This window comes from Streptacidiphilus albus JL83, from assembly GCF_000744705.1.
Taxonomy (GTDB): domain Bacteria; phylum Actinomycetota; class Actinomycetes; order Streptomycetales; family Streptomycetaceae; genus Streptacidiphilus; species Streptacidiphilus albus.
Genome location: NZ_JQML01000001.1, coordinates 3,903,112 through 3,929,263 on the forward strand (window position 1 = coordinate 3,903,112; position 26,152 = coordinate 3,929,263).

General features: G+C 71.2%; 17 protein-coding genes and 2 pseudogenes. 11 read left to right on the top strand and 8 right to left on the bottom strand.

Going from position 1 to position 26,152, the window contains the following annotated elements:
- Positions 1 to 42 precede the first annotated feature (42 nt).
- The 6 genes and pseudogenes from BS75_RS16795 to BS75_RS16815 all read left to right on the top strand — a co-directional run bounded on the left by BS75_RS16795 (position 43) and on the right by BS75_RS16815 (position 10,683).
- A complete protein-coding gene (locus BS75_RS16795) occupies positions 43 to 252 on the top strand; it encodes an MbtH family protein (protein WP_034088817.1) in 210 nt (69 codons plus the stop codon).
- 55 nt (positions 253 to 307) lie between these two features.
- Positions 308 to 4,873 (top strand): annotated as a pseudogene (locus BS75_RS52430) (amino acid adenylation domain-containing protein); the annotation flags it as partial.
- Between the two features lie 126 nt (positions 4,874 to 4,999).
- A pseudogene (locus BS75_RS52435) lies at positions 5,000 to 8,019 on the top strand (amino acid adenylation domain-containing protein); the annotation flags it as partial.
- A complete protein-coding gene (gene ddaH / locus BS75_RS16805) occupies positions 7,994 to 8,818 on the top strand; it encodes a dimethylargininase (protein WP_034088818.1) in 825 nt (274 codons plus the stop codon). The pseudogene BS75_RS52435 and the gene ddaH, both read left to right, overlap by 26 nt.
- A 77-nt stretch (positions 8,819 to 8,895) precedes the next feature.
- Complete coding sequence (locus BS75_RS16810; protein ID WP_197091946.1) at positions 8,896 to 9,702, top strand: phytanoyl-CoA dioxygenase family protein; 807 nt, start codon at positions 8,896 to 8,898, stop codon at positions 9,700 to 9,702.
- Positions 9,703 to 9,759: 57 nt separating this feature from the next.
- Positions 9,760 to 10,683, top strand: a complete 924-nt coding sequence (locus tag BS75_RS16815; RefSeq protein ID WP_063771549.1) for a 4'-phosphopantetheinyl transferase family protein — start codon at positions 9,760 to 9,762, stop codon at positions 10,681 to 10,683.
- Here the strand turns inward: BS75_RS16815 and BS75_RS16820 are convergent.
- Positions 10,617 to 11,855, bottom strand: a complete 1,239-nt coding sequence (locus BS75_RS16820; RefSeq protein ID WP_034088819.1) for an MFS transporter — start codon at positions 11,853 to 11,855, stop codon at positions 10,617 to 10,619. The genes BS75_RS16815 and BS75_RS16820 overlap by 67 nt on opposite strands.
- A gap of 56 nt (positions 11,856 to 11,911) precedes the next feature.
- On the bottom strand, positions 11,912 to 12,058 hold the full coding sequence (locus BS75_RS48270; RefSeq protein ID WP_156164261.1) for a hypothetical protein: 147 nt from the start codon (positions 12,056 to 12,058) through the stop codon (positions 11,912 to 11,914).
- A 366-nt stretch (positions 12,059 to 12,424) separates the two neighbouring features.
- Between BS75_RS48270 and BS75_RS16825 the strand changes: the two genes are divergently transcribed.
- Complete coding sequence (locus BS75_RS16825; protein WP_034088820.1) at positions 12,425 to 13,408, top strand: LuxR C-terminal-related transcriptional regulator; 984 nt, start codon at positions 12,425 to 12,427, stop codon at positions 13,406 to 13,408.
- Positions 13,409 to 13,672: 264 nt separating this feature from the next.
- On the opposite strand, the gene BS75_RS16830 is transcribed toward BS75_RS16825, so the two are convergent.
- From BS75_RS16830 to BS75_RS16850, 5 genes are all read right to left on the bottom strand, one after another.
- Positions 13,673 to 14,671, bottom strand: coding sequence for a trypsin-like serine peptidase (locus BS75_RS16830; protein ID WP_034088821.1), 999 nt, complete (start codon positions 14,669 to 14,671; stop codon positions 13,673 to 13,675).
- Between the two features lie 258 nt (positions 14,672 to 14,929).
- Positions 14,930 to 15,685: an MBL fold metallo-hydrolase gene (locus tag BS75_RS16835; protein WP_034088822.1), complete on the bottom strand. Its 756-nt coding sequence runs from the start codon at positions 15,683 to 15,685 to the stop codon at positions 14,930 to 14,932.
- Positions 15,686 to 15,828: 143 nt separating this feature from the next.
- Positions 15,829 to 16,782 (bottom strand): ribosome-inactivating family protein, encoded by a 954-nt coding sequence (locus BS75_RS16840; protein WP_034088823.1) that lies wholly within the window; start codon positions 16,780 to 16,782, stop codon positions 15,829 to 15,831.
- 64 nt (positions 16,783 to 16,846) lie between these two features.
- Positions 16,847 to 17,533 (bottom strand): alpha/beta fold hydrolase, encoded by a 687-nt coding sequence (locus BS75_RS16845; RefSeq protein WP_034088824.1) that lies wholly within the window; start codon positions 17,531 to 17,533, stop codon positions 16,847 to 16,849.
- Between the two features lie 187 nt (positions 17,534 to 17,720).
- Positions 17,721 to 18,530 (bottom strand): alpha/beta fold hydrolase, encoded by an 810-nt coding sequence (locus tag BS75_RS16850; RefSeq protein ID WP_042439487.1) that lies wholly within the window; start codon positions 18,528 to 18,530, stop codon positions 17,721 to 17,723.
- A 282-nt stretch (positions 18,531 to 18,812) separates the two neighbouring features.
- Between BS75_RS16850 and BS75_RS16855 the strand changes: the two genes are divergently transcribed.
- Positions 18,813 to 19,766, top strand: coding sequence for a GlxA family transcriptional regulator (locus BS75_RS16855; RefSeq protein WP_081982386.1), 954 nt, complete (start codon positions 18,813 to 18,815; stop codon positions 19,764 to 19,766).
- A 97-nt stretch (positions 19,767 to 19,863) separates the two neighbouring features.
- Here the strand turns inward: BS75_RS16855 and BS75_RS16860 are convergent, their stop codons facing one another.
- Positions 19,864 to 20,400 carry a Dps family protein gene (locus BS75_RS16860; protein WP_042439489.1) on the bottom strand — a complete coding sequence of 179 codons (537 nt, stop codon included), beginning with the start codon at positions 20,398 to 20,400 and terminating at the stop codon, positions 19,864 to 19,866.
- A 634-nt stretch (positions 20,401 to 21,034) separates the two neighbouring features.
- Between BS75_RS16860 and BS75_RS16865 the strand changes: the two genes are divergently transcribed.
- The 3 genes from BS75_RS16865 (at position 21,035) to BS75_RS44385 (ending at position 26,076) form a co-directional block, all read left to right on the top strand.
- A complete protein-coding gene (locus BS75_RS16865; RefSeq protein ID WP_052069484.1) occupies positions 21,035 to 22,672 on the top strand; it encodes a helix-turn-helix transcriptional regulator in 1,638 nt (545 codons plus the stop codon).
- 105 nt (positions 22,673 to 22,777) lie between these two features.
- The gene (locus tag BS75_RS16870; protein WP_042439492.1) at positions 22,778 to 23,200 is read left to right on the top strand and encodes a tautomerase family protein; all 423 of its coding nucleotides are present in this window, start codon (positions 22,778 to 22,780) and stop codon (positions 23,198 to 23,200) included.
- Positions 23,201 to 23,331: 131 nt separating this feature from the next.
- Entirely contained in the window at positions 23,332 to 26,076 is a 2,745-nt protein-coding gene (locus BS75_RS44385) for an ATP-binding protein (protein WP_081982388.1), read from the top strand.
- Positions 26,077 to 26,152: the final 76 nt, after the last annotated feature.

Below are 26,152 nucleotides of genomic sequence, written 5' to 3' on the forward strand. Positions count from 1 at the left end.
CTTCGTCCCACTCCCGCTCGCCACCGGAAAGGCCCCACCACCATGACGAACCCGTTCGAGGACGAGAACGCCGAGTACCAGGTCCTGGTCAACGAGGAGAACCAGCACTCGCTCTGGCCCACCTGGATCGAGGCCCCGACCGGATGGTCCGCCGCCTTCGGCACCGCCGGCCGCCAGGACTGCCTCGACTACATCGAGGCCAACTGGACCGACATCAGGCCGGCCAGCCTGCTCGGCGCCCTCGCCCGGTAGCCGGAGCAACGACCCGGAGTTCCCGCGGTGTCCCGCGCGCCGCGCGGAAACCCCCATGACGTTGGATGAAGGAAGACTCGTGATCCCGGTTTCGTTTGCACAGCAACGCCTCTGGCTGGTCGACCAGATCGAGGGCCCCAGCCCGCTCTACAACCTCCCTGTCGCCCTGCGACTGCACGGCTCGCTGGACCTGCCCGCCCTGCGCACCGCTCTGGCGGACGTCATGGGCCGGCACGAGGCCCTGCGCACGGTCTTCCCCGAACTTGCCGGGGTGCCGGTGCAGCAGGTGCTCCCGGTGGCGGAGGCGCCGCTGCGCTTCGAGGCGGTCCACTGCGGTCCGGGAGAGTACCCGGCGCTGCGCGACGCCGCCGCAGCCAGCCCGTTCGACCTGCGGCGCGAGCCGCCGATGCGGGCGACCGTGTTCCTGCTGGGCCCGGACGAGGCCGTGCTGCTGGTGGTGCTGCACCACATCGCCGGCGACGGCTGGTCGCTGGCACCGCTGCTGCGGGACCTGGGGACCGCCTATACGGCGCGCACCGCGGGCGGGGCCCCCGATTGGGAGCCGCTGCCGGTCCAGTACGCGGACTATGCGCTCTGGCAGCGCCGGATGCTCGGCGGCGAAGAGGATCCGCAGAGCCTTCACCACCGTCAACTCTCCTACTGGAAGCAGAAGTTGGCTGGTCTGCCGGAGGAGCTGGAACTGCCCTTCGACCGCCCCAGGCACTCGGCCTCCGGCGACGGCGCGGAAGCCCGTGACTTCCGCCTGGACGCCGAGTTGCACGCACGGCTCCGCAGCTTCGCGGTCCAGCACCGGGTCACCATGTTCACCGTGCTCCAGGCCGGGCTCGCGGCACTGCTGTCCCGGCTCGGGGCCGGCACGGACATCCCGCTGGGGACGGGGGTGGCCGGCCGGACCGACGAGGCCTTGGACGACCTGGTCGGGTTCTTCGTCAACACGCTGGTGCTGCGCACCGACACCTCCGGCGACCCGTCGTTCGCGGAGCTGGTCGGACGGGTCCGCAGGACCCATCTGGAGGCCCTGTCCCATCAGGACATCCCCTTCGACCGGCTGGTGGAGGAGGTCAATCCGGCGCGTTCGCTGGCACGGCACCCGCTGTTCCAGGTGATGCTGGTGATGCAGAACAACGACGGCGCCGAGTTGGAGCTCCCCGGTCTGGTCTGCTCGGCCGAGCCGATCGGCCTGCGAGTGGCCAAGTTCGACCTGACCATGGGTCTCCAGGAGTCCTTCGGGGCCGACGGCGAGCCGGCCGGGATCGAGGGCTCGGTCGAGTACGCGACCGCCCTGTTCGACAACGCCACCGTCGACCTGCTCACCGAGCGGCTGGTGCGGCTGCTGTCCGCCGCGGTCGCCGATCCCCAGGCCCCCATCGGACGGCTGGACGTGCTCGGCGCGGACGAGCGGCACCAGGCGCTGTACGGCTGGAACGACACCACGGCCCCGGTCACCAACGGCTCGCTGCCGCAGCTGTTCGAGCGGCAGGTGGCGCTGACCCCGGACGCGGTGGCGCTGGCCTCCGACGAGGAGCAGCTCAGCTACGCGGAGCTGGACGTCCGGGTGAACGCGCTGGCGCAGCACCTGCTCCGGCTCGGCGTCGGCCCGGAGACCCCGGTGGCGATGCTGATGGACCGCTCGGTCGACCTGGTGGTGGCCACCCTGGCGATCATCAGGGCCGGGGGGTTCTATGTGCCGCTGCACACCAGCTTCCCACCGGACCGGATGGCCTGGGTGATCGCCGACACCCGCGCCGCCGTGATCATCACCGACCGGGCCGAGGTCGGCTTCCCGCACGACGCCCGCGTGGTCCGGGTGGCGGACGCCGAGACGGAGCAGACGGGCGCCCCCTCGGACCCGGCCACCGTCGACCCGGCCCCCTTCGCCCCGGCCCCCTTCGCTCCGGTCCACCCGGACCAGCTGGCCTATGTGATGTTCACCTCGGGCTCCACCGGGGTGCCCAAGGGCGTGGCCGTCCGGCACCGCGACGTGGTCGACCTGACCGCCGACCGGCAGTGGCGCGGCGGGGCGCACGAACGGGTGCTGCTGCACTCGCCGCACGCCTTCGACGCCTCCACCTACGAGCTGTGGGTACCGCTGCTGTCCGGCGGGACGGTCGTGGTGGCGGCCCCGGGCGGACTGGACGACTGGACGCTGACCAAGGCGATCGAGCGGCACCAGGTCACCGCCCTGTTCATCACCAAGGCGCTGTTCGACCTGTTCGCGGAGGAGAATCCGGAGGTCTTCGCGGGGCTGCGCCAGGTGTGCACCGGCGGTGAGGCCGCCTCGGCGGCGATGATGCGCCGGGTACTCGACGCGGTCCCCGGCCTCAGGCTGGCGCACGTCTACGGCCCGACCGAGGCGACCACCTTCGCGACGCTCCAGGAGCTGTCCCAGGACGACCTCGCCGGGGTGCGGGTGCCGATCGGCAGTCCACTGGACAACATGCAGACCTATGTCCTGGACGGCAACCTGCTCCCGGTCCCGCCCGGGGTTCCCGGGGAGCTCTACATCGCCGGCGCGGGCCTGGCCCGCGGGTACTGGAACCGGCCCGGGCTGACCGCCGAGCGGTTCGTGGCCTGCCCGTACGCCGCCGGCGGCCGCATGTACCGGACCGGCGACCTGGTGCGCCGACGCGCGGACGGCGCGCTGGAGTTCGTCGGCCGGGTCGACGCCCAGGTGAAGCTGCGCGGCTTCCGGATCGAACTCGGCGAGATCGAGGCGGTGCTCGCCCAGCACGAGGGCGTCGGACAGGTGGTCGTGCTGGCCCGGGAGGACCAGCCCGGGGACATGCGGCTGGTCGCCTACTGCACTCCCGCCGCCGCGGCCCCCGACCTGGCGGCGGAGCTCAGTGCCTTCGCGACGCGGTCGCTGCCCGGCTACATGGTGCCCTCGGCCGTGGTGGTCCTGGACACGCTGCCGATGAACGCCAACGGCAAGATCGACCGCAAGGCGCTGCCCGCCCCGGTCTACGGGGCCCGTACCCCGAGCGTCCCGAGCACCCCGCAGCAGACCCGGCTGTGCGAACTCTTCGCCGACGTACTCGGGTTGGACTCGGTCGGGATCCACGACAACTTCTTCACCCTGGGCGGCCACTCGCTGCTGGCCACCAGGCTGATCAGCGCGGTCCGCACCGAGCTCGGCCACGAGTTGGGCATCAGGACGCTGTTCGACCTGCCCACCGTCGCCGAGTTGGCGCAGCACATCGAGCAGGAGCGGACACAGGCACGCGACGCCCTGGTCCCGGTACCGCGGGGCGAGCGGCTGCCGCTGTCCTTCGCCCAGCGGCGGCTCTGGTTCCTCAGCCGGCTGAACGGCCCGAGCAGCACCTACAACGCCCCCCTGGTGCTGCGGCTGAACGGCCTGCTGGACCACGACGCCCTCCAGCTGGCCGTCCAGGACCTGGTCACGCGACACGAGAGCCTGCGCACGCTGTTCCCCTCGGTCGAGGGCGAGCCGGTCCAGCGGATCCTGGAGCCGGCCGCGGCCGAACCCAGCTTCGTCCGGCACCAGGTCCAGCAGGCCGAGTTGGACGAGCTGGTCGCCCGCGCGTGCGGATACGCCTTCGACCTCGCGGTCGACCTCCCGCTGCGGGTTTCGGTCCTGTCCACCGGCGCCGACCAGCACGTCCTGGTGCTGCTGCTGCACCACATCGTCTGCGACGGCTGGTCGATGGCCCCGCTGCGCCGCGACCTGGCCACGGCCTACGCCGCCCGGATGGCCGGAGCCGCCCCGGACTGGGCGGAGCTTCCGGTCCAGTACGCGGACTACGCCGTCTGGCAGCGGGAGCAGCTGGGCACCGAGGACGACCCGTCCAGCGTCATCGCCCAGCAGTCGCGCTACTGGCGCGCGGCGCTGTCCGGCCTCCCCGACGAGCTGGCCCTTCCGCACGACCGCTCCCGCGCCGAGCCGGCCGGGCAGGGCGGCGAGACCCTGGGCTTCAGCATCGGTGCGGACGTCCACGCGCGGGTGTCCGCCCTCGGCCGCCGGACCGGCACCACCGCCTTCATGGTGCTGCAGGCCGCCTTGGCCGCGCTGCTCACCCGGCTGGGCGCGGGCGAGGACATCCCCATCGGCGCCCCGGTCGCCGGGCGCACCGACGACTCCCTGAACGACCTGGTCGGCTTCTTCGTCAACACCCTCGTGCTGCGGACCGACACCTCGGGCAACCCCACGTTCCGGACCCTGCTCGACCGGGTGCGCGAGACCGACCTGGCCGCCTACCAGCACCAGGACCTGCCGTTCGAGCGGCTGGTGGAGTTGGTCAACCCGGCCCGCTCGACCACCCGTCACCCGCTGTTCCAGGTCATGCTGGTGCTGCAGAACGCCGCGGACTCGCAACAGCCGCTGCCCGGCCTCCAGGTCGGCGAGTTCGAGGGGCTGCGCACGCAGACCGCCAAGTTCGACCTGTCCTTCGCGCTGCGCGAGCTGCTCGGCCCGGACGGGCAGCCGGCCGGAATGGAAGGCGAACTCCAGTTCGCCACCGACCTGTTCGACCCGGAGACGGCCGAACTGCTCACGATGCGCTTCCAGCGGCTGCTCGCGGTCGTCACCGAGCAGCCCGACCTGCCGGTCACCGGCGTCGACGTGCTCACCGAGGCGGAGCAGTGGCAGCTGCTGGCCTGGAACGACACCGGGCGGGCCGTCCCCCCGGCCACCCTGACCGCCATGGTCCAGGCGCAGGCGCTGCGCACCCCGGAGGCCACCGCGGCGCTCTTCGAAGGCGCCACCCTCAGCTACGCCGAACTGGACGCCGCCGCCGACCGGCTGGCCCGGCGGCTGGTGCGGCTGGGCGCGGAGCCGGAGCGGGCCGTGGCCGTGGCGCTGCCGCGTGGCCTGAACACCGCAGTGGCCTTCCTGGCGGTGCTCAAGTCCGGCGCGACGTACTTCCCGATCGACCCGGCCTACCCCGAGGATCGGCTCGGCTACCTGCTCGCGGACGCCCAGCCGGTGCTGCTGCTGACCGAGCGCTCGGTGGCGGCGGCCCTGCCGCAGTCGGCCTCCCGGCCGGTGCTGCTGCTCGATGATCCGGCGCCGGAGGAGGACCCGCGGCCGCTCCCGGCTGCCGCGCCGGCCCGCCCCGAGCATCCGGCGTACCTCATCTACACCTCGGGCTCCACCGGGCGGCCCAAGGGGGTCGTGGTCACCCACACCGGAGCGGCCGCCCTGCTGGGGGTGACCGTCGAGCGCTTCGAGGTCGAGCCCGGGGACCGGTTCCTCCAGTTCGCCTCGACCGGCTTCGACGCCTCCATCTGGGAGATGGCCATCTCGCTGGTGTCCGGCGCCACCCTGGTGCTGGCGCCCGCCGAACGGCTCGCCCCGGCGCGCCGCTGGCCGAACTGCTCGCCGAGACCCGGGTCAGCCATGTGCACCTGCCGCCCGCCGCCCTGGCCGTGCTGCCCGAGGGCGGGCTGCCGGACCTGAGAGTGGTCACCGTCGGCGGATCGCCCTGCTCGCCGGCGCTGGTCCGGGACTGGTCCGCCGGCCGGCTGATGATCAACGCGTACGGTCCCACCGAGTCCACCGTGTGCGCCACCCTCACCGGACCGCTGTCCGGGAGCACCACCCCGACCATCGGCAGTCCGGTCCGGGACACTCAGGTCCATGTCCTGGACTCCGGGCTGCGGCCAGTGCCGCCGGGCGTGACCGGAGAGCTGTACCTGGCCGGCGCGGGTCTGGCCCGCGGCTACCACAACCGCCCCGCGCTGACCGCGGAACGGTTCGTGGCGAACCCCTTCGGCGGTCCCGGCGCGCGGATGTACCGGACCGGCGACCTGGCCCGCCGGGGCAAGGACGGCGGTCTGACCTTCCAGGGACGCGCCGACAGCCAGGTGAAGATCCGCGGTTTCCGGGTGGAACCCGGCGAGATCGAGGCCGCGTTGACCGAGCTGCCGCAGGTCGCGCAGGCCGCCGTGGTGGTCCGGGAGGACACGCCGGGGGATCGGCGGCTGGTCGGCTACGTCGTTCCGGCCGGGAGCGCCGGCAGCGCCGGGAGCGCCGAAATGGAGGCGGCAGCGCTGCGCTCGGCACTGGCCGCCACCCTGCCCGGCCATATGGTGCCCGCGGCCTTCGTGCTGCTGGACGCGCTCCCGCTCACCATCAACGGCAAGCTCGACCTGCGGGCCCTGCCCGCGCCGGAGTACGGCCGGTCGGCCGGCCGGCAGCCGCGGTCGCCGCGCGAGCAACTGCTCTGCGAGGTGTTCGCCGAGGTCCTGGGCCTGGCCCGGGTCGGCATCGACGAAAGCTTCTTCACCCTCGGCGGACACTCGCTGCTGGCCCCGCAGCTGGTGTGGCTGATCAACCAGCGCCTCGGCGTCTCGCTGCCGCTGAGCGTCGTCTTCGACCGCGACACCGTGGCAGCGCTCGACCCCATGCTGGACGCCTTCGCGGGCGTCGAGGCGGCACCTGTCGGCGCCGACGACTTCGCCGCGGACGCGGTACTCGACCGGGCGATCACCGCCGAGGGCCGCCCGGCGCCGGCCCTGGGCGCCGAAACGGGCGGACCCACCGGGATCCTGCTCACCGGAGCCACCGGCTTCCTGGGCTCCTTCCTCCTGCGGGAACTGCTGGACCGCACCACCGCCGAGGTGTTCTGCCTGGTCAGGGCCTCCGGGCTGGAGGCGGCCGAGCAGCGGATCCAGCAGAGCCTGGACGGCTACGGCCTGTGGGAGGAGCGGCTGCGCGACCGGATCCGGCCGGTGCCCGGCGACCTGGCCCAGCCGCTGCTCGGGCTCACCCCCGACCGCTTCGACCGGCTCGCCAAGCAGGTCCAGGTGATCTACCACAACGGCGCCAGGGTCAACATCATGGAGTCCTACGCCCAGTTGCGGGCCGCCAACGCGGTCGGCGTCCAGGAGGTGCTCCGGCTGGCGGTGCTGCACCAGCTGAAGCCGGTGCACTACGTCTCCACCCTGAGCACGGTCGTGGCCGGACCGGAGGACCCCGAGCTGCTCCCGGAGGAGTGGGAGAGCGACCCGCAGCTGCTGGGCGCCAGCGGCTACGTCCGCAGCAAGTGGGTCGCCGAAAGGATCATCCGGCTCGCCCACGAGCGCGGGATCCCCACCGCGATCTACCGGACCGCGCGGATCAGCGGGGACTCCCGCACCGGGGCGGTGGCCGACCGGGACGCCTTCTGGCACTACGTCAGGGCCTGCGTCGAGATCGGGGCGCGCCCGCTCCCGGACCATCCGGACGACGACCTCCAGGAGAACCTGGTCCCGGTCGACTTCGTCGCCGGCGCCCTGGTCCGGCTGGCCGGCTCCCGGCCCGCCGACGGCCGGACGGTCAACCTGGCCGCCGCCGCCCCGGTCCGCCTGGGCGCCGTCCTGGAGCACGCCAGGACCCTCGGCTACCAGGTGGAGGACCTGCCCTACGAGCAGTGGCACCACCGGCTGGAGGCGGCGGCGCGGGCGGCAGGGGTCCCGCAGGACAGCTCGCTGCGGGCGGTGGCCCTGATGAACAGCGCCACCGCCGCCACCGGCCGGGGACGCCAGCCGCGCGACTTCGACCGCCGCAACCTGCTGCAGGGACTCGACGGCTCCGGGATCGAGGCCCCCGAGGTCGGCCCCGAGCTGCTGGACCGCTACTTCGCCTACTTCGTCGCCTCCGGGCAGCTCCCCCGGATCCCGATCGGCTCCGCCCCGCGGGCCGGCCGTGAAGGCCCCCGCCCGCAGCCGGCCGCCCCGGCACCAGAGCGCACCCCGACCCGGCAGGGAGACCCACAACCCCATGAACCCCGCAACGCCCGCCCGTAGCGCGCAACGCCAGCGCTACCTGATGTGCCGTCCCACCCACTTCGAGGTGACCTACTCGATCAACCCCTGGATGGATCCGGCGAAGCCGGTCGACCGCGACCTCGCCGTCACCCAGTGGGAGCAGCTCGCGGACCTCTACCGGCAGCTGGGACACCAGGTGGAGGAGATCACGCCGCTCCCCGGATACCCGGACATGGTCTACGCGGCGAACGGCGCCACCGTGGCCGACGGCAGGGTGCTCGGGGCCCGCTTCCGCAACCAGGAGCGGGCCGCCGAGGGGCCGGCCTACCTGGAGTGGTTCCGCGCCAACGGGTACACCGAGACCCACGACCCGGTCCAGGTGAACGAGGGCGAGGGCGACCTGCTGGTGGTCGGGGACCGGATCCTGGCCGGCACCGGATTCCGGAGCAGCCCCGAGAGCCACGCCGAGGCCCAGGAGTTCCTGGGCCGACCGGTGGTGGGGCTGCGGCTGGTGGACCCGTTCTTCTACCACCTCGACACCGCGCTGACCGTGCTGACCGACGACGAGGTCATGTACTACCCGGGGGCCTTCTCGCCCGGCAGCCGGGCGGTGCTGGAGCGGCTCTACCCGGACGCGATCCAGGTCTCCCGCGCCGACGCCGAGGTCTTCGGGCTGAACGCGGTCAGCGACGGCCTGCACGTGGTCCTGCCCGAGGCCGCCACCGCGGTGGCGACCAGGCTGCGGGAGCGGGGCTTCACCCCCATCGGCGTCGACCTGTCCGAACTCTTCAAGGGCGGCGGCAGCGTGAAGTGCTGCACCCTCCGGCTGCGGGACTAGCAGCCCCCAGTTCTTGGCATTGGCCCCCGTACCTGACGACCTCCGAACTCTGATGACCAGGGAGTACCACCATGTTGTTGAACCGCAATCAGCTTGAGAGCTACCGCAGGGACGGATTCCTGCTGGTGGAGTCGTTGTTGGAGCAGACCGAGGTGGACGCGCTGTGCTCGGCCTTCGTACGGGACTGCGCGGTGCCCGGTCCGCAGCGGATCGCCGAGGACGACGGCGCCGCGGTGCGCGCCGTCTACGCGTCGCACCAGCGCCAGCCGGAGTTCGCGGACCTGATCCGCGATCCGCGCCTGCTGCTGCCGGTGGAGCAACTGCTCGGCGCGGACAGCTACGTCTACCAGTTCAAGATCAACGCCAAGCCGGCCTTCGGCGGCGAGAAGTGGTCCTGGCACCAGGACTACACGGCCTGGCAGATCGCGGACAACCTGCCGGCGCCGCTCCAGGTGAACATCGGGGTCTTCCTCGACGACGTCACCGAGTTCAACGGACCCGTCATCTACCTGCCCGGATCGCACCGCGGCGGCCTGCTGAACGACCGGCGCGCCGAGCGGGCGAAGTCGGAGCAGCACCTGGACCCGGACGACATCGCGCTCACGCCGGAGCAGCTGGCCAGTCATGTCGCCCGGCGCGGCATGGTGAGCCCCAAGGGCCCCGCGGGATCGGTGGTCTTCTTCTCCTCCGAGGTCGTGCACGGCTCGGCCCCCAACATGTCCCCGATGGCCCGGCGGCTGCTCATCGCCACCTACAACGACGTCTCCAACCTGCCCAGTTGGCAGGGGGAGCCGCGCCCCGACTACGTGGTGTGCCGGGACACCGAGCCGCTGAGCCCGCTCGACGGCACCTTCCTGCGGCAGCGCGAGCTGGTGGGGGTCTGACCGGCGCGGATGCGGCAGCGGTCGGACCGAGGGCAGAGGGAAGAAGGGAATGAGGACATGGACCGGTCGGATCCGCACAGCGGCCACGACAACGGCAACGGCAGCGGCAACGGCACTCGGATGATCCGGTACGGCCTCCGCGGCCAGGCGGAGCGCCTCGACGAGGGGAGGCGGCAGGTGCCGGCGGCGGGACAGGTGGACCTGTGGCTGCTCCGCCAGCCGGACGCCCGGCGCGTCGGGGAGGAACTGGACCTGGCGCTGCTGGACGGAAAGGAGCGGCAGCGGGCGGGGGCCTGCCGGCGTCCGGAGGACGGGCGGCTCTATGCGATCGCGCACATCGCCCTGCGGCGGGTGCTCGGCTCCTACCTCGGGATCCATCCCGGCAGCATCGACTTCGTCCGCGAGCCCTGCCCCTGTTGCGACGGGCCGCACGGCCGCCCGGCGGTTGCGGCCGACCCGCCCGGGGTGCACTTCTCGCTGTCCCACGGGCGGGGAATGGTGCTGGTCGGCGTGGCACCCGTCCCGATCGGGGCCGATGTGGAGGCGGTGCCCGACCCGGAGACGGTCGAGACCTGCTCGGCGGCGCTGCACCCGCGGGAGCAGGAGGAGCTCCAGGCCCTGCCACCAGGTGCGCGCAGCGCGGCGTTCGCCCGGATCTGGACCCGCAAGGAGGCCTATCTGAAGGGCATCGGCACCGGGCTGGCCCGGGACCCGGCCGCCGACTTCCTGGGGGCCGACCCGGCGGCTCGGCCGCCCGGCTGGACGGTGCTGGACATCAGCTGCGGTCCGCGGCATGCCGCCGCCGCGGCGGTGCTGGGCGGCCCACCGTCGTCCGTCTCGGTCCGGTGGCTTTCGGCGGACGTGCTGCGGGCGCAGCCCGGTGTGCCCGCACTGCGCCCGCGGGGGCCCGGGAGTCACGCCATGCTGCTTACCGGCTCCGGAGCGCCGGCCTCGGAGCTGCTGTCGGCTTCGGCCTGCTGACGCTGCTCCGGGCGGGTCACCAGGTAGCCGGCGGCCAGGGCGAGCAGGACGGCGGCGCCGTACGCGAGGTCGCGGTAGGGCAGGAAGGCGATCAGCGCGGATCCGCTGGCGATGCCCACCGACTGCCCCAGGGTGATCAGGAAACCGTCGGCTCCGGCAACCCGGCCCATCAGCTCACCAGGGGTGTTCAGCTGGACCGCGGTCATCGAGCCGACGATCAGGAAGGGCAGCCCGAGTCCGAACACCAGGGCCGCCGCCACCACCACGACGTCGGAGGGGACCGCCATCGCCACCGCCGAGACGCTCAGCAGCGCCATGCCCATGGCGGTCAGCCGACCCGGCCCGAGCCGGTTGATGGCCGGGCCGGCCAGCAGCCCGCCGAGAATGCCGGTGACTCCCATGGCGGTGACGATCACCCCGGCCCAGGTCGGCGCGTGGTGCAGGCCGACGGTGGCGACGGCCAGCCCGAGGGTCTCGAAGAGCCCCATCACGAACAGGCCCAGCACCAGGGCGGTGGTCAACTGGCGCAGCACCGGGGTCCTGGCCAGGAAGCGGAACCCGGCGGTGGTCTCCGCGCGCCAGCTCTGCTCGGTGCGGGCCGGCTTCGGATCGTCGACCTTGATCAGGGCCCAGCAGACCAGCCCGGCCGCGAAGCTGGCGGCGTCCAGCACGGCCACCGCGCCACCGCCGTAGGCGGCCAGCAGGCCGAGCCCGATGGCCGGGGTGATCAGCCGCTGCCCCTGGGTCAGCGACTGGGACAGCCCGTTGGCCGAGCCGAGCTGCTCCTCCGGGACCATGGTGGGCAGCAGGGCGGACATGGCCGAGCTGGTGATGTCGCTGGAGAGGCCGTAGAGGAACATCACCGTGTAGATCAGCCAGACCTGCCCGGCGTGGTGGACCTGGGTGAGCGACAGCACCAGCAGGCAGGTGGCCGCGTTGGTCGCCATCAGCAGCGGTTTGCGGCGGACCCGGTCGACGACCACCCCGGTCAACGGGGAGAGCAGGGTTCCGGCGATCAGGCAGAGCATGCACAGGCCGGCTCTGGAGGTCGAACCCGTCAGCTCCTTGACCCAGACACCGGCGGCCAGCCAGAGCGCGTAGTCGCCGATGGTGCTGAGGGTGTTGCCGAGGAAGTACAGGCGCATCCGCGGTTGCGCGAGTAGGTCACCCATGGTTTGTCCTTCCAGGTCAGGGGCGAGGGGACGGTAGTCGAAGCGGCTGGGACGGGTCAGGACGGGTCGGGCAGGTGCAGGGTGGCCGTCGGGTGCAGGACGGCCGTCCAGCCGGCCAGTTCGGCCGTGGTGGCGATCGCCCGCTCGCAGACGGCCAGGCAGCCCAGGCGGGCCTGGTCGACGTCCGGTGCGATCAGGAACATCACACCGCGGGCACCGGCCCGGGACGTGTGGACCCGAATGTGCTCCAGTCCCTCCTGCTCCTCCCCGGACCGGGTGAGCGCAGAGGTGAGGATCCTCCGAGCCTCCTCTGACGTCCCATCAGAACAGCTCATGGAGAATGAGATTGCGTGCATGAATCGACTGTCGCGCATCACCGGGGGCCCAGTGAAGGCAATCCGGAGTCACTTAAATGACATGGCTCATACGTGCCAGCGGAGCCGGTCGAACGGATCCGGATCTTGACGGGTGATCGCCAGGACGGTAGGGAGGACGCCGGACGCCCGCAGCCGGCCGAGCAGTCGCCGAACGGCCGGGCAGGACGACGAGAGCAAGGGGGGAACGCTGAAATGCTGGGTGCACTTGGGCTGACCGACGAGGGTGAGGCCGTCTACCGGCTCATGATTGCCCAGCCCGACTGGACGGTCGCCCAGCTCGCCGAGGAACTGCACTGGGGCGTCGACTCGGTGCGGGCAGCCCTGGACCAACTGGCCGACCTGGAACTGCTCAGACCGTCCTGGACGGCAGACGGTCTGCCGCGCATGGCCAACCCCCAGGTGGCCTTCGAGGTCCTGCTGGCGCGCCGCCAGGCGGACCTGACCCGCCAGCTCCAGGAAGTGGAGGTCAGCCGGGCGGTCATCGCCGCGCTGACGGAGGAGTACGCCGCGTCGGACCTGGGCACCGAACGGGACGGCATCCAGCGGCTGCACAGCATGGAGGACATCAGAATCCTGTTCCAGGAGCTGGGCAGACAGACCCAGGAGGAGACGCTCTCGTTCGCCCCGGGGGGACCGCAGACCCCGGAGAACCGCGCCGCCAGCCGTCCGGTGACCGAGGCCCTGCTCGCGCGCGGGGTCAAGGTCAGGACCATCTACCTCAGCAGCGTCCGCAACGACCCGGGCAGCATCACCCATGCCGACTGGCTGGCCGAACAGGGAGCCCAGACCCGGACCAGACCGGCGCTCCCGATGCGGATGCAGATCGTGGACCGGAAAGTGGCCGTCGTCCCGCTCGATCCGGACGACAGCTCGAAGGGCGCGGCCGTGATCAGGGAGCAGGGGGTGCTCGCAGGGCTGTGCGCGTTGTTCGAGTACGTGTGGGAGGCGGCGGAGCCGTTCGGGGAGATCTCCTCCACGCCCAAGGGCGAGATCAGCAACCAGCAACGGGAACTGCTCAGGCTGCTGTCGAAGGGACTCACCGACGAGGCGGCGGCGCGCCAGCTCGGAGTGTCGCTGCGGACCGAGCGGCGCATGATCACCGATCTGATGGAGCAACTGGGTGCGCAGAGCAGGTTCCAGCTCGGCCAGCGGGTGATGGAGACAGGGGTGCTCTAGCCTTCTCCATCATTTCTCATCCTCATACGGCCGAAATCCGGGCCACCGCCACTGCTTCCTCACCGGCGCGCAGCCTCCCGCGGAGGCGTCCGGCCAGCCTGAAGGCGAGCCCGACCACGGCCTGGTGGTAACGGCCAGCAGTGGGTCGGTGAGCAGTTGCCGTACTTGCCGCTGACCGCCTTTGCAACAGCAGCCTCCTCCTCGCGGACCGGCCGCGCTGGGCTGCGCCGGGGAGAGGAGCGGGCGTGGGCGGATGCCGGCGGGTCAGCCGGCAGCCCGCTGCCACGCGTCGTCGTACATTTCCTGGGCGTTTGCCTCGTTGTAGTGCCCGAAGGCGTCTATCCCGCCGGGGCCGGTGAAGCCGATCAGCACGCCGACCACCGCCCACTGGTGATCGGGACCCACTTGCTGGAAGAGCGGCGAGCCGCTCGCACCAGCCCTGATGTCGCAGTTGTTCATCTGCCAGGTCTGTGCGGCGTAGCGGTAGTTCTGGATGGTTCGGTTGGCACACGTGGCCTGACGGTTCTGCGGCGTGTAGTAGCCGAGGGTCGCGACGCCGGAGATCGAGGTGAGGTTGAGAATGGGGAAAAATTTGTACACGCCGACGCTGGCCAGCGACCGCCCGGTACTGCCGCGTCCGACCACGGCGAAGGCGTAGTCCCATTGATGCCCTGGACGTGATGCTGTTGAGAAGTAGTACGTGTCCAGGACCTGGAAGCGACCGTTGGGGGCCCTTCCGCCGTCGTAGCCCGGGTAGTAGTAGATGCTGCCGCGGTCCGCGTCCTCGACGCAGTGCCGGGCGGTCTCGATGATTCCGAACCTGGCATTGGGGCTGGCCAGGGAGACCGCGGCGCAGTTCTTGTCCTGGCACCCCTGGGTGAAGTACAGCTTTCCGTAGCCGTCGTTTCCGGCGACTTGGGGTTCGGGCGCGGACGTCTGCACGGCGTCCGACTCGGCGGCGTGTCCGGCGGTCGATGTCGCCGGCGACCGCGCGTCCGAGGCGGCAGACGCCTTGCAGGCGCCAGGCGCGGCCTGGCCGGCCGAGGCGGCGTAGGCCGGGCCGCCGACGCACACTCCGGCGATCAGCAGCGCGGCGGCCAGCACCGGACAGGCAAGTCGTCGAACCCGTGCCGGCCTGACCCCGGCCTTGGCGCGGCCGAAGCGCGCCCTCCCGATGCCGGTGCCGAGGAGCGCGGTGAGGAAGGTACTCCTGGCCAGGGCGGCCAGGAAGCGGTACTGGACGGGCGAGCTGCGCATGTGCATGGGAAATCCCTCTCCCGTTGAGTGAAAAACCGTCAGTTGCTCCGGAATGGCAGGTACATCAGCCTGAGGTGCCCCCGTGATCTTGGATACTCGTCCTTGCACGGCGAGGGTGTGTCCTTGTCGGGTCTCGTGTGGGGTGAGGTAGCCCAAGGTGGGGTGTTTGCGTAGCCGGCGGCGGTTGCCGAAGGTCTCGATCACCCTGTTGCCCAATTCGGGTACAGCTCGCCTGATGGCGAAGGGTGTGGCGTCTGCAGCTGCTCACAGTCCTTCCCCGTCCGGAGCGCGCAGGCGTCCCCGTGCCACGAGGCGGTCGAGTCGTCGCTGCTCTGCGGCCGCCCAGCGGTCCACCCGTTCCGGGTCGAGGGGTGCGCCGTGTCCGACGTGGATCTTCGTGGGACGCAGGGCCAGCATCTCGCGCAGGCTGGCCAGATTGCCGAGGCGGTCGTCGTGGAAGGGCGGGTTGGCGGGTCGCCCCTTGACCAGGCCCAGGAGCGGGGTGGCCACGAGGTCTCCGGCCACCAGGTCGCCGTCGTCGGTCAGGACGGAGACGGAGCCGGGCGTGTGGCCCGGGGTGGGCATGATGCGTGCCTCGACGCCGAAGTCCGCCAGGTGCGTCTCGCCTCGGATGAGCACGTTCGGGTCGAACGGTTCGGTGGTTTCGCGCACCCGGGAGGTGCGGGCGAAGAGGTGCCCGAACAGCCCGATGGGCAGGTAGGGCTCGCTCACCCGGCCCGCTCGGTAGATGCCCAGGTCGGCGACGTGGCCGGCGATCGGTGCGCCGGTGAGTCGGCTGAGCTCCGCGGCGGAGCCGAAGTGGTCGACGTGGCCGTGGGTGACGACGATCAGGCTGACGTCCTTGGGGTCCACGCCGTGGGCGGCGACCTGGTCGTGGATCAGTCGGCCGCTGCCGGGCGTTCCGGCGTCGACGATGACCGGTCGTTTGCCGAGCAGCAGATAGGCGTTGACGACGTGGCGGCCGAGCACCGGTATGGCAATGACCTTGGTCGGTGGCATGGAGGGCTCCTTGACGGGTGCGGGATGGGCGCCGGCCAACGGGCGCCCCGGGCCGCCCGCCCGGCCGGGCACCGAGGAATCCCGGTGGTGGGGATCGCCGTGGCGGTGCCCGGGGCGGGTGCGGCGCGGTTCGAGCGCGAGGTCTACAGCTCGGTGCGGCCCGGGCCGCCTGCGTTGGCGCGGTTGCCGAGGAGGATCCCGACGTACCGGGAGAGATCGTTCCACGAGTGGAGGACGAGGTTGGTCGAGTGACCGTCGCTGTCGGCGGCACCGGCTCCGACGATCGTCACGGGCCGGGTCGTACTGTTGTTGCTGACGGACACCCCGTAGCCGGACATGGCCTCCCAGTTGTTTTCGAGGTTCTGCTCCTGCGTCGGGAGACCGCCCCGCGAGTCGGGCGTGCCCAGGGCCTGCGACATGATCCCGTAGACATTGCTGAACCGCGCTGCTTCCGACGTCACCTGGATCAGGAGCATGAGGGAGCGGGCGGCGGACTGTGCACTGGTGGCGAGGTTGCCGGATGTCGTGGTGGCGAGGCTGGCGACGGACGAGTAGATGTCGTTCATGGAGATCGGCATCGCACCACGGCCGCGTCCGGCTGCCGCGCTGAGGCCGTCGTAGTTGCTGGCGAACGGGAGCCTCTGGAACCCCCCGTGGAAGCCCTGGGCAAGAGCGCCGCCGGTGACCAGGTCGACGGCGGTGGGACTCAGGTCGTTGAAGTAGAGGGTCTGGTTGTTCGCGTTCGTGAAGGCGAGCACGTAGAGGTTCTGCGGATCGATCCACAGCGTCATGGGGAGGGGATGGGTGCTGCCGGTCGCATTGATATCGGCCCGGATGATGCCGCCTGCGTTGCTCTGGGCGATGTACGTGCCGCCGCGGAAAGCATGGCCGGCGGCACGGCGCAGGCTGTTGATGAAGGCGCTGTAGCCGGCGGCGGCGCTGTTGCCCGGCCTGTTGTCGAGCTCCATGTAGATGTGGGCGACCTGCCCGGGGCCGACATCCGCTGCGGCTGGTCCGGCCGTTCCGACCATGGTGGCCAGAAGCACTGCGAAGGAAATGACGACCACCTTCGCGGACCTGAGTCCGAAGAGTCTCACTGCTGTTCTCCCTCTTGCTCGGGGGCTTCGATTTCGGAGGGTCGTCGGGCCGGATTCGCCCGGGCTACGCCTCAAGGGACTTCGCGGCTTCGCGGATCACGTCGAGGACGAAGTCCGGGTGCGAGAGCATGGGGACGTGGCTGCTGTCGACGTCGTAGGTCTTCGCACCCATGCGCTCGGCGGCGAAGCGTTCCAGGTCGGGGTTGACGGTGCGGTCGTCGTTGGCGACGATGTACCAGCTCGGCTTGGTCTTCCAGGCGGTGCCGGGGACCTGCTGGTTGAACAGGTCCGCGTCCGGCACGGCCCCGGTCGCCAGAACGAGTTTCTGCTCCGCTTCGGGCAGGTCGCCGGCGAAGTCCTGAATGCCTGATGCCTTGAGCCACAGGCGCCCGTCGGCGACCTCGATGTGTTCGAAGACGGGTGTGGCGGGGAACTGTTCCTGCTGCTGCTGGGAGGTCTCGGTCTCGTCCGGGCTGAGCGCGGCGATGTAGACCAGTGCGCCGACACGGTCGTGGGTGCCCGCCTTGGTGATCAGGGTCCCGCCGTAGGAGTGCCCGACGAGCACGATCGGGCCCGGCACGTGGTTGAGCGTGAAGGTGACGCACGCTACGTCGCTCTCCAGCGAGTTGAGGCCGTGCTGCGAGGCGAACACCTCGTGCCCCTCAGCCTGGAGCGCGGGAATGAGCTTGTTGAAGCACGAGCCGTCGGCCCAGAGCCCGTGGACGAAGACGATGCTGGCCTTGCCTGCCATGAGATGCGCTCCTTTGTGGACAGTCAGTGGATGGGTTGCCCGCCGTACCACTGCGTACGGTGGGGAGGGAGGGCGGTCGATTCCGCTCGGGCGGCCTTCCGCCGAACGGCGCGACCACGTTGCGGTGGTTGCGAATCACGTGCGGGTGTGACCGGGGCCGGCGGCGTGAATCGACCGGCCGCGCTGTCTACGCCGCGGTTATCGCGGCGACGAACGAGCTGATGTGCGCGGCGACCTGGTCGGGTACCTCCAGCGGGGAGAGGTGGCCGGTGTCGTGCAGCTCGGTGAGGGTGGCGGTGGGGATCAGCGGCAGCAGGTGCTCCCGCAGGACCTGCGGCGGGTCGACCTGGTCGTGGCTGCCGGCCAGGACCAGCACGGGAACGCCGATGGTGCCGACGACGCCGGAGAAGTCCTCGACCAGGCCCTGGCGCGGCCAGGCCAGTCGGGCGCCCTCGGCCGGGCGCAGGCTGTCCTCGACGACCTGCTGCCGCAGCTCCTCGGGCAGAGCGCTGACGGTCAGCACCTGGTCGATGCTCTGTTCCACGCTCTCAGCGGTGTCGTAGGCATGCGACAGGACGTCCTGGAAGTGGCCGGTGATGCCCACCGGTGCGGGCGGCGCGGGTGCGACGAGCACGACGCCGCGCAGGCCGGAGGGCTGACGCGAGGCCAGGACCTGGGCTGTCTTGCCGCCCATGGAGTGGCCCACCACGACGTACTCGCTGCAGCCGAGCGCGTCGATGACGCTTTGCGCGTCGTCGGCGAGCTGCTCGATCCCGTAGGGGCCGGGGACCGCGGTGGACCGGCCCCACCCCCGGTGGTCGGTCGAGGCGAACGCCTGCCCGACATGTAGGTGTTCGATCACGGGCCGCCAGGTGCGGTGTGAGCCGCCCCAGTAGTGCAGGAAGACCAGGGCCGGTCCGCTGCCCTCACGTACGTGCCCGTACAGCCGACCGCCCTGGACCTCGAAGTAGCGCCCTATCGGCGTGTAACCAGTCATGTCGTTCTCCCGTCGGAATCCTGCGGCGGCGATTCGACGTCGCCACCGCGTCACGGCCCGCGTTCCGCCCGTCTCGGCCACGCCCCATCCTGCTGGGGTCCTCGTTGATCAACCACTGTCCCGATTGCCACCCTCCATAATTTTCGGGACAGCTTTCCCTCAAGCCGCACCATGCCTTGCGCCGACCGCACGGCCCTGGGCCAGCAAGGCGGAACGGCACCGGATGTGCGCCGATGCGGGAGCGTCGGATGGCTGGAGTACTACGGACGTAGGATTCCCGCCATGGCACCTCATCGCGTCGCGGTCCTGGCACTGCCCGCCGTGCTGCCCATCGACCTGGGCATCCCCACGCAGATCTTCAACCCCCGGCCCGGGACTCCCTACGAGATGACCGTCTGCGGCGCCACGCGCGGCAACGTGGTCACCAGCACCGGCTTCACCGTGGGTGTGAGCGCCGGACTGCCCGCGCTGGCGCGAGCGGACACCATCATCGTGCCGGGGTACTGGGACTACCGCCGTCCGCCCGCCCCCGAGGTCCTCGCGGCCCTCAAACTCGCCTACCGCCGCGGGGCGCGGATCGCCTCGATCTGCACGGGCGCGTTCACCCTGGCCGCCGCAGGACTTCTCAACGGCCGTACCGTGACGACGCACTGGGCCAGCGCCGACGACCTGGAGGACCTCCACCCGCAGGTGAGCGTGGACCGCAACGTCCTCTACATCGACGACGGACAGATACTGACCTCCGCCGGCGTGACCGCCGGGATCGACCTGTGCCTGTACCTCGTACGCAAGGACCTGGGCGCGGCAGCCGCCAACGAGATCGCCCGCGAACTGGTCGCCGCACCACACCGCGACGGCGGCCAGGCGCAGTACATCGCCCGGTCGCTGCCAGAGCCCACCGCGCACACCCTCTCGGCCACCCGCGACTGGGCCCTGCAGCATCTCGACGAGCCGCTCACCCTGGACATCCTCGCCCGTCACGCCCGCATCTCCACTCGCACGCTCGTGCGGATGTGGCGTCAGGAGACCGGCGCCACCCCGCACCAGTGGGTGCTGACCGCCCGCATCGACCACGCCCGTGAACTGCTCGAAGCCACCCCCCTGAGCGTTGAGCAGATCGCCGACCAGACGGGCCTGGGCAGCAGCACCAACCTGCGGGCACGCTTCCGCGACCACCTCGGCACCACCCCCACCGCGTACCGGCGCATGTTCCAACGCTCCGGCGCGGACGACTGACCAGCATCGCGCAGACGGATCACCGCAGGGCTGCACCGGTGCCGCTCCGGCCGGCGTTGGGCAGATCGGGTCATCGTCAGCGCAACCGGGGCTCGTGTCAGCCGCCGGACTTCGCCGCGGTGCTGCCGGCGGGTCGGTCCGCGCCCGTTGCCAGATGCGCCCGGACGAGCCACTGGGACTTCTCCAGGCCCCGCAGCTGGCCGATCAGCAGGTCCTCGGTCGCGGGCTCGTTCACGCCTGACACGGTGACAGCTTCGCGTGTGCCCTCGATGACACGCGTGTACGAGGCGTCGAGGGCGCTCAGGTGGATGCTGGTGTCGGCGCGGCCGATGCCGTAGTCGTCCCACGCCCGCTCGGCGACCAGCGCGCCGGCGGTTCCCTGCGCGACTCCGCCAAGGGTGGCGATCCGCTCGGCGACGTCATCGGTCATCACACGCACCGCGTCCGCCTGCGCGTCCAGCAGCTCGTGGACAGCGATGAAGTTGGGGCCGACCAGGTTCCAGTGGGCGTGCTTGAGAGTCAGGTACAGGTCGTTCAGAGCGTGCAGGCGCCCCTGCAGCAGCCCGACCGGGGTCGAGGCGTGACCCGGCGAAACGCCTTGGACGACGGATGCGGCAAGCTGTTGCGTGTTCATGGTCTCTCCTCGGATGAGGCGCCCTGGGCGGGTGGGCCAAGAGCCGGTCGGTCCGCCCGCAGGCGGTCCGCCGGTCCGGGGCGGATGTCGAGGATCAGCCTGCCCCGACGGTCTCCCCGGGTCATCAGCCGATTGACTGCGGTTTGACTGGCGGTCGCAGCAACCCGACTTCGTCGGCCGCAGACGCCCTCCTCACCACACGGGGCTGCCCCCGGCAGCCAGTGGCTCCAGGCCGTCCGCCCGCATCGGCAGTTCGGGTCGTCAGTTCTGCCTATGGATCTTCGTGTGCACCGCGGGAGAACCCTGGTTCGCTGGAGAACAAGGTTGAACGGGGCAGGCGGAAGAGGATGAGACTGATGGGAACTCCGGTACATCTCGGCGCGCGCTCACAGGTGCCCCGAGCGCGGAATCCCGGATCCGGATCGCCGGATCGCGGTATCGCAACCAATCCCGGCATGAGCCCATGACCATGACCCGGACCAACGATTGGGGACACGCGTCCGCGACCTGCTCTGCGGCCCCTGGCACGGGTGCTGAGCCGGGTTCCTCTCCCCCTGAACGCGGATTCTGCCTGTCCTGTGGCCACCCCCCAGAGCCGCCCGGGCCAACGGGACACGACCAGGGTCCGGCTGCCGTGCGCGCCCTCGTGGACGAGGTAGCGGCCCGGCTGCTCTTCCTGTATCCGGGCCTGCGGCGTGCCGCGCTGGAACTGGCGGCGGACGGTGAGGTAGGCACCGAGAATGCTGGGCGTCCCGCCGAGAACGTCACTGGTGTCCTGCGGAAGGACGCGACGCCACGCACGGACATCCGCCGTGGCCGCACCAGGCTCGCCTCGGCAGCCAGGACTCAGCTCGCGAACGCCCTCGCGGTGCTCCACGAGGACGGGGACGTGTCGGCTGCCTACCGCATGCTGCTGCGGGCAGCCGAGGGCGTGCACGACGAGGGCGGCGGACGGGTCGGCGCCGAGGAGATTCTCTGGAACCTCGTAGCGGCCTGCCAACTCAGTGCTCGGCCGGAGCACCGAAAGTCCTTGGAAAGCTATATCGACGACGCAGGAACACTGTTCACACCGAGCGTGCGCACTGCCGTGCGCGGCGTCCTGGACCCGGCTGCCGCGCCCGGCTGGCTGCGCCGACAGATCGAGTCGCTCGACAGTCAGGCCGCACCGGCTGAGATCGTGAGGATCGCCGGCGTGGCGGCCTTCGTCGGCAACCTGTCCGACAGTCGGCACGCCCTGCGCCGTGTCGCGTGCACCGACCCCGTCGGCCGCTTCGGCGTGCCGGGCGTACAGGCCAGCATCCTGCTCGCCTTTGAGGCGTACCAGACCGGACAGTGGGATGAAGCCGATCGACTCGCCAGCACCACTGCGGACCAGTGCGCCGCCGAGGGCTACCAGTTGCTTCGCCGACAGGCGCAGACCGTCCTGTCAGTCGTGGCGGCCGGCCGCGGTGACGCCACGACGGCCCGGGCCATCGCCGACGAGATCGCCCGGTGGGCGGCGCCGCGAGGACTCACCTCCCTGCTCGTCGGCGCCCAGTACGCCTGCGTCCTGGCGGCTCTCGCCCAGTCGGACTTCCCCGGGGCCTATCAGCAGGCTTCCAGGTTCACCCCGGCCGGGGACTTTGCCGCTGCCGAGCCGTTCGCCGCGTGGGCGCTGCTCGACTTCGTCGAAGCCGCGCTGCGCGCGGACCGACGCGAGGAAGCCGACGTGTATGCGCACGCCATCAGGCAGGCCAGCCTGACGGCGTCGTCTCCGCGCATGGCGCTGGTGTCCACCGCGGCCATGGCGATGACCGCGCCTGACGAAGACGCGTCGGCCCTGTTCGAGCTGGCGCTGGCCGGCGAGGACGCCGGGCGGTGCCCGTTCGACCGGGCCCGGGTACACCTGCTGGCGGGCGAGCGCCTACGGCGCATGCGGGCGGTGGGCCAGGCGCGCGTCCACCTCGCCGCCGCCCACGACGACTTCCGCCGACTGGGCGCGCCGACCTGGGCACAACGTGCCGCTACCGGGCTGCGTGCCGTCGGCCTGGTTCCACCGGGCACGGACCTCGGCGGCCAGCAGCTCCTGACGGCGAGAGAACTCAGGATCGCGCGACTCGCGGCTGCGGGCCTGAGCAACAAGGAGATCGGCGACCGCCTGTTCATGTCGCATCGAACCGTCGCCAGCCACCTGTACCGGATGTTCCCCAGACTGGGCATCACCTCCCGGGCGGCACTCGGTACGATCCTGCAACCCGCCCGGACTGAGGGCGAGTTCACCCTCGGACCATGAGCCTGGGAGCACTTCGGCTCCACCGGGCCGTCCCCCCAGGCCTCATCTGCCGGCCGCAACGCCGTTCCACCTGCGAAAACCCTCAAGACCGGAGAGAATACGCTCATGCCGATGATCGACGTGTACGCCCCCGTAGGCACGTTCAACGACAAGCACGCCCTCGCCCAGCAGCTCGCTCAGACGATCATGCGATGGGAGAAGGTACCTGCCATCCCCTTCTTCACTGACAACACCGCCGCGTACGTCCACGAGCTGGCACCGGACTCATTCTCGACCGCCGGTGGCGACAGCACCCACGTACGCGTTCAGGTGACCACCAACGCCGGCGCACTCGACCGTGAGCAGCAGCTCGGGCTCGTCAAGGACTTCACCACCCTGCTCGCCGAAGCAGCGGGCGATCCGACCCTTGCGGATCGCACCTGGGTCCAGTTGACCGAGGCCGTCCCCGGGGGATGGGGTATCGCCGGCCACGCCTACACCAACGAGGAGATCGTCCAGCACGTCCGGAGACTGCTCGGCAAGGACTGAGCCCGGCTCTTTCGGCGACCTCGGATCCGCCCGGTACCCACCCATGATCCACATCCTGGTCACACCCGGCGGTGCCCCCGGTTCACCTGCGACAATCCCCGGTAAGGGCTACCAACCGGGGGTGGGGGGCGATGTCGGGGACACCGGGCGGGTTCGCGGTCGAGCTGCGGGAGCAGCGTAAGCGGGCAGGGTTGACTCAGCAGGAGTTGGCGGATGCGGCCGGGGTGAGTCTGCGGACGGTCAGCGACCTCGAACGGGGCGTGGCCACCACCCCGCAGCGGGAGACGGTCCGGCTGCTGGGCAGCGCGTTGTCCCTGCTCGGCGTCGAGCGGGCGCGCTTCGAGACCGCGGCGCGGGGGCGCCCGCTGGAGGTCGTGTCCGCAGCGGCCGCCCCGCCGGTGCGGTCCCTGCCGCGTGACGTGGCCTCGTTCACCGGGCGGCAGCGGGAGCTCGGCCTGCTGACAAGCGGCGCTGTCACAGCGGGCGGTGTGGTGGGCATTCACGCGATCGGCGGGATGGCCGGAGTCGGCAAGACCACTCTCGCGGTCCATGCCGCGCACCGGCTGGCCGCCGACTTCCCGGACGGGCAGCTCTTCATCGACCTGCACGGCTACGACCCGCAGGCCGAGCCCGTCAGCGCCCTGGACGCCCTGGGCCGGCTGCTGCCCCTGCTCGGGGTGTCGGCCCATGCCGTTCCGGCCGGCGAGGTCGAGCGCTCCGCGCTGCTGCGCGACCGGCTCGCCGGCACCCGCACCCTGATGGTGGTCGACAACGCCGCCGACACCGCGCAGGTGCGTCCGCTGCTGCCCGGAACCAGCAGCTGCCTGGTCATCGTCACCAGCCGGCGGCGCCTGCCCGGACTGGACGACGCCACCCTCATCGACCTGAACGCGCTGTCGATCGAGGACGCCGTCGCGCTGCTGCGCCGTGTCGCAGGCCCCGGCCGCATCCACGCGTCGGAAGAACACCTGGCCGAGCAGATCGCCGATCTGTGCGGCCGCATCCCCCTGGCCCTGCGCATCACCGCCACCCGCCTCAAGCACCGGAGCGCCCTCACCCTGGACGACCTCGCCCAGCAACTGCGCGACGACCACCACAGACTCGACGCCCTGGCCGACGGGGACCGCAGCCTCACCGCGACCTTCGAAGGCTCCTACCGCAGGCTCGAACCCGGCCTGCAGCGCCTCTTCCGGCTCCTGGGCCTCATACCCGGACAGGACTTCGACCCCTATGCTGCCGCGAACCTACTGCAGAGCGACCACCGTACCGCCGCCCGCATGCTCGACACCCTCCTCGACCACAACCTCCTGATCCAGCACACCTCCGGCCGATACCGCTTCCACGACCTCGTGCGCGACTACGCCCGGACGCTCACAACCGCCGACAACAGCGAGGCCGCAACAGCCCTCGGCCACCTCTTCGACTACTACGAGCACACAGCCCGCACGCTCAGCGACACCCCCGGCGACAGCTTCATCGTCAGCGACCGCCGATTGGACACGCCAGAACCCTTCGCAGCGCCCCAGTTCACGGCTCGCACCGAACGCCTCGCCTGGCTGCGCACCGAACGCGACAACATCACCGCCGCCGCCGCCCGCGCGAGTACCCGTGGACAACTGATGCGCGCTGTCAACCTCGTCGAGGCGCTGAGCTTCATCCTCCACGCCGACAGCGCCTGGGCCGACGGCATACGGCTGTTCCGGTCCGCCGCCGAGGCCGTCAAAGACCTCGACGCCCCCGTCATGGAAGCCGACCTCCTCGCCCGCCTGGGCCGGTTCCTCTTCCTGAACGGGGATTACAGGGCCGCAGCGACCGTGCACCTGAAAGCCCTGCGGCTCTACGAGGATGCCGGTGAGCGGCGCTGCCAGGCGGTACAGCTGCGTGCGCTGTGCTGGGCGCACACGAACCTGGCCGAGCTTCCCGCGGCGACCGGCTTCGGAACGCGCGCGCTGGAGATCCTCCGTGAAGTCGACGATCTCCCGGGGCAGGCCAGTGCCCTGCTGGCTCTCGCGTTGGCAAGTGAAGGGGTCAACCTCTCGGCCAGCATCGCCCACCTCAAGGAATCCCTGACCATCCATGAGTCTCTTGGCCGACACTCGTGGAAAGTGCCCACTCTGAACCTCCTCGCCGCAGCGGAGACGACCATGGGCAGGTTCCCCGAGGCACTCGCCCATCTCGAGCAGGCCCTGCCCTTGGCCAGGAGCATCGACTCGCTCCGCCTCGAAGGGATGGTGCTGCGCAATTGGGCCCACTGCAGCCTCGCAGTCGGCGACCAGCACGGTGCCGCCGACCTGGCCGAGGCCTCGCTCGCCTCGTTCCTCAGGTACGGGGACGAGATCGGCGCGGCGCACGGCCGCTTGACCGTCGGGGTGGTCAGGCAGGCCGCCGGGCGGCACGCCGAGGCCATTGAGATCATCGAGGCCGGCCTCGCGGCATTCCGCAAGGCCGAACGGCCCGAGTCGATCGGGGAGGCCGTCATCGCCCTCGCCCGCTCCCACCGCTGTCTGGGCCACACGACGGCAGCCGAGGAGCTGTGCCGCGAGGCACTCGGACTGCACGAGCGGAGCGGACTGCACAGCGGCCACGCCCTGGCGCTGGTCGAAGCAGGTGCCCTGGCCGCGCAGACCGGGAGCCATGACCAGGCATTGGCCTACTACGCCCAGGCCCTGGAGATCACCCGCCGACTCGGCACCCTGCCGTGCACGGCCGCGGCCTTGGCTGGCCAGGCGGACTGCCTCTGGTCCCAAGGCCGCCGCGCCGCCGCCCTCGACGCCCTGCGCGAAGCCGTCGGGATCTACCAGCGGATCGGCGCCGGCGCAGCACCCGAGGCCGCCGCCCGCCTCGCCGCGCGGGAACGCGAACATGCGGCGCAATAGGCAGGCCCACCGAATCGCCGGCTGCACCGCAGTGCGCCCGGCTCCCCCGTCACGCCGCGCCGGCGACTCGAAAAGC

Coding starts and splice junctions, on each gene's coding strand:
- BS75_RS16860 (WP_042439489.1), bottom strand. CDS start 20,400: ATGAACACGCAACAGCTTGCCGCATCCGTCGTCCAAGGCGTTTCGCCG.
- BS75_RS16815 (WP_063771549.1), top strand. CDS start 9,760: ATGGACCGGTCGGATCCGCACAGCGGCCACGACAACGGCAACGGCAGC.
- BS75_RS16855 (WP_081982386.1), top strand. CDS start 18,813: ATGGCACCTCATCGCGTCGCGGTCCTGGCACTGCCCGCCGTGCTGCCC.
- BS75_RS16845 (WP_034088824.1), bottom strand. CDS start 17,533: ATGGCAGGCAAGGCCAGCATCGTCTTCGTCCACGGGCTCTGGGCCGAC.
- BS75_RS16835 (WP_034088822.1), bottom strand. CDS start 15,685: ATGCCACCGACCAAGGTCATTGCCATACCGGTGCTCGGCCGCCACGTC.
- BS75_RS16850 (WP_042439487.1), bottom strand. CDS start 18,530: ATGACTGGTTACACGCCGATAGGGCGCTACTTCGAGGTCCAGGGCGGT.
- BS75_RS16825 (WP_034088820.1), top strand. CDS start 12,425: ATGCTGGGTGCACTTGGGCTGACCGACGAGGGTGAGGCCGTCTACCGG.
- BS75_RS16795 (WP_034088817.1), top strand. CDS start 43: ATGACGAACCCGTTCGAGGACGAGAACGCCGAGTACCAGGTCCTGGTC.
- BS75_RS48270 (WP_156164261.1), bottom strand. CDS start 12,058: ATGTTCCTGATCGCACCGGACGTCGACCAGGCCCGCCTGGGCTGCCTG.
- ddaH (WP_034088818.1), top strand. CDS start 7,994: ATGAACCCCGCAACGCCCGCCCGTAGCGCGCAACGCCAGCGCTACCTG.
- BS75_RS16870 (WP_042439492.1), top strand. CDS start 22,778: ATGCCGATGATCGACGTGTACGCCCCCGTAGGCACGTTCAACGACAAG.
- BS75_RS16830 (WP_034088821.1), bottom strand. CDS start 14,671: ATGCACATGCGCAGCTCGCCCGTCCAGTACCGCTTCCTGGCCGCCCTG.
- BS75_RS44385 (WP_081982388.1), top strand. CDS start 23,332: ATGTCGGGGACACCGGGCGGGTTCGCGGTCGAGCTGCGGGAGCAGCGT.
- BS75_RS16820 (WP_034088819.1), bottom strand. CDS start 11,855: ATGGGTGACCTACTCGCGCAACCGCGGATGCGCCTGTACTTCCTCGGC.